Annotated in this window: 3 protein-coding genes; 2 read left to right on the forward strand and 1 reads right to left on the reverse strand. The window is 61.4% G+C overall.

Annotation, left to right across the window (positions count from 1 at the left end; genetic code table 11):
• Nucleotides 1-110: 110 nt before the first annotated feature.
• Nucleotides 111-398, reverse strand: a complete 288-nt coding sequence (locus DI606_RS19775; RefSeq protein WP_293985682.1) for a helix-turn-helix transcriptional regulator — start codon at nt 396-398, stop codon at nt 111-113.
• A 93-nt stretch (nt 399-491) separates the two neighbouring features.
• Between DI606_RS19775 and DI606_RS19780 the strand changes: the two genes are divergently transcribed.
• Together DI606_RS19780 and DI606_RS19785 are read left to right on the forward strand one after the other, a co-directional pair.
• Nucleotides 492-1,412, forward strand: a complete 921-nt coding sequence (locus DI606_RS19780; protein WP_293985684.1) for a hypothetical protein — start codon at nt 492-494, stop codon at nt 1,410-1,412.
• A gap of 281 nt (nt 1,413-1,693) precedes the next feature.
• Nucleotides 1,694-3,214 carry a GAF domain-containing protein gene (locus DI606_RS19785; protein ID WP_293985686.1) on the forward strand — a complete coding sequence of 507 codons (1,521 nt, stop codon included), beginning with the start codon at nt 1,694-1,696 and terminating at the stop codon, nt 3,212-3,214.
• Nucleotides 3,215-3,274: the final 60 nt, after the last annotated feature.

Raw genomic sequence — 3,274 nt, forward strand, 5'->3', positions numbered from 1 at the left:
CCCCCGCTCGGGCTACGCCCTCCCGGCGCTCGCCAACACCCGGATCAAGTGGCCTGGTTTTGCTCCGCCCAATGGACGACTTTTACGCCGCCGTTGACAATACAACCGAGCTACCCCCGGCCTCCCATCGGCTTGGGGCCGCGCGCGGACCGCGGCGTTGCCTTGATCTCTTCGGGATCGATCTCGACACCCTCCATCAGCTGAGCAAGTGAGAGGTCCAGAGCAACCGCGATACGCGCCAGAGTAAGCAGCGAGGGGTTGATCAGCCCGCGCTCGAGCTTTCCAAAGGTGGCACGGTCGATGTTCGCCATCGCGGCGAAATCCTCCTGTGACTTCTCCGCAGAAAGGCGGAGCGAGCGGACACGGTCTGCGAATGCTGTCTGATATTGGGACGTCATGCCGACCTCCATGGCAACAAAAATCGGATTAGTCCACGGTATATATATCCCCGTTATATTGACATCATGACATATATCAGTCATAAGGGGGTCATGGAACAAACACTCATCACCGGGTCGTTACTCCACGACCTCCTCCGCTGCGATCACCGTGTCGCCCTCGACCTCCATTCCGAAGGTTGGGGGATCGGTGAGACCGACCTTGCTGATCATCCGCTTTGGGCCGGACCTGTCCAAGACCATGAGCACATCATCCAGGGACTGATTGCTGAGAACCCCGGCTCGGTTGACCTGCGTTTCGTCGAGCCAGGCTCTCGGCAGGCGAGGACTCTGCTCGCGATGGATGCACAGGCTCCCGTCATCGTCGGCGGAGAAATCGCCGCTGATGACCTCCTCGGTCAACCGATCCTGCTGTTGCAGGAAAACGATGGATACGTTCCTGGAAAGGTGAGCGGCAGCGATCCCGTCTGCGGTAAACAGGGCAAATTCGAGCGCGTCACCCTGGCGCTTCATTGCGACATCCTTGAGAGGAACGACCTCCTTGCCTGGCCGGGCGGCTACGTGGTTGGCGAGCAGACCATAAGGCGGGTGGACCTCCATAGAACCATCGACGAGGACGGCACCACGCTGCTCGACGAGTATGCGGACGCGCTTGAGAATGCGCGGGACATCATTGACGACGTCGTCATCACCAGGTCTGCGCAAGCGCCGGAATGCTGGATGTGCCACTGGCGGGGCCTGTGCGGCCCGGACGTCGAACGGCGGGACGATCTGACGCAACTCAATACGGTCGACCGCGCCACTCGCGATGCACTCGTCGGAACCTTCCCAACCGTAGCCTCCCTTGCGGCGGCCACGATCGGAGGCTTCGTGCGCGGCACCGCAACCGACTTTCGCGGGATCGGGGCAGCACGCCTGCGCGAGATCCACGGAATTGCAGTCCGCTTCGTCGAGAGTAATTCGCGCATCGTTGGCGGCCGCGACACCCTACAGAGGATGCCGCAGGGCCCATAGTTTCAATGATCGTATCGCGATCACGACGACACAACTCAACGAGCGGGTGAAAGCCCAAAAGACAAATGGCGTGACATATGTCACCACTACGCATAAGCGATGACCGATCCAGCTGGCATCTCTTGAGCCGGAAGCTGGCTACGCTTTTTTCGTCGTTCTGAGGTCCACCTTGCCGCTCACCAGCACTTTCACCGCATACCTAAGGGACGGCCTTCCGGTTCCTCTGGCGGTGTTTTACCGCCCTGAATGCAAGAAGCCCTCATCGGTTGGACCCGCTTGACATGACGCCGCTGCCTCAAACTACCGTCAACCTCACGAACTGCGATCGCGAGCCGATCCAGATCCCTGGTAGCATCCAGCCTCACGGGGCGATGCTGGTGGTCCACCCGGACACCTTCGATATCCTCTACGCCTCGGCGAACGCCGGGGAAGTGACAGGCTTTGAAGAGCCGATCGTCAGAGGCATGCCGCTCACTCCCGTCATCGGCGAGCGTGCCGCCCACGACATCCGAAATGCCTGCGCGAAATCCGGCGGCGGTGAGATCGCGGGCATCGAACTTGGTCTGACGCTCGGGCATTCGACACGTCCCGTCGACGTGATCGTCCATCGCTACAAGGACCGCGTGATCATCGAATTCGAGCCGTCGATCGAAGGCGGCAAGACGGCGAAGGATGCGTTGGACCTGACACAGACGCTGGTGCGCCGGATCGGTATGGAGACCGAGCTTGCGAGCCTAGCCAAGGCGGGTGCACGCCTCGTGCGGACCATGCTCGGCTACGATCGCGTCATGATCTACCAGTTCCTCCACAACGGAGCCGGACGGGTGATCGCCGAGGCCAAGCGAGCTGGCCTGCAGAGCTTCATGGGTCAGCACTTTCCCGCATCTGACATCCCGGTCCAGGCGCGCCGCCTCTATCAGCTCAATGCCATCCGCATGATCGGCGATTCCAGCTACACCCCGGTGCCCCTGCTCCCGGCGATCGCAGCCGGCGAGCAGCCTATCGACATGTCCTTCGCGCAGTTGCGATCGGTTTCGCCGATTCATTGCGAGTATCTCCAGAATATGGGCGTCCACGCCTCAATGTCGATCTCGATCCTAGTCGACGGCGAACTGTGGGGTCTTATTTCCTGCCACCACGACAGCCCGCGGATCGTGCCCCTACCTCTCCGGATCGGAGCAGAGCTGTTCGGAAACTACTTCTCGCTACAGGTTTCCGTCGCCCAACGGCGCGCGCACATCGTGGCGTCAGGTCTCGCGCGCGAGCGGCTCGATCGGATGCTGTCCGGACTGTCGGTCGATGATTCCTTACTCGATGGACTTCGCGACCACCTCGACCAGTTCGTCGAGCTCTTCGACTGTGACGGCGTTGGCCTATGGGCTGAGGATCGTTGGGCGGCCAGTGGCCTGGCGCCATCTGACGATGAGGCCCTCCAACTCGTCCGTTATCTGGCGGGCGAGGAGCAGGAGCATCCGCGGACAGAGGCCTCGCGAAATAACCTCTGGCACACATCTGACCTGACCAGCGCGACGAAGCTCGGCGGCTTTGGCGCACGCGTTGCAGGCGTGATGGCCATTCCCTTGACATCGACACCGCGCGATTATCTTCTCATCTTTCGCAGCGAGGAGGCCCACAAGATCGAGTGGGCTGGCGAACCGGTCAAGCAGGTCCTTTCGACGCCGAACGGCAACCGGCTGACCCCGCGCGGTAGCTTCGACACCTGGCGGGAAGATGTTCGTGGGCAATCGAGGCCGTGGGTCGAGTGTCCGTCGTCAGAACATTCGGCACAACTCGCGGCGTAGATTAGCGGAGTGCGGACCTCGTCAGGGGGTTGATGTTAGGCGGCGAACTTGCGGTGCTGC

This window comes from Sphingobium sp. (genome assembly GCF_003248505.1).
GTDB lineage: Bacteria > Pseudomonadota > Alphaproteobacteria > Sphingomonadales > Sphingomonadaceae > Sphingobium.

Excerpts from the sequence above, each read along its gene's own strand:
- DI606_RS19780 (WP_293985684.1), top strand. The coding sequence starts at position 492 with ATGGAACAAACACTCATCACCGGGTCGTTACTCCACGACCTCCTCCGC.
- DI606_RS19785 (WP_293985686.1), top strand. The coding sequence starts at position 1,694 with ATGACGCCGCTGCCTCAAACTACCGTCAACCTCACGAACTGCGATCGC.
- DI606_RS19775 (WP_293985682.1), bottom strand. The coding sequence starts at position 398 with ATGACGTCCCAATATCAGACAGCATTCGCAGACCGTGTCCGCTCGCTC.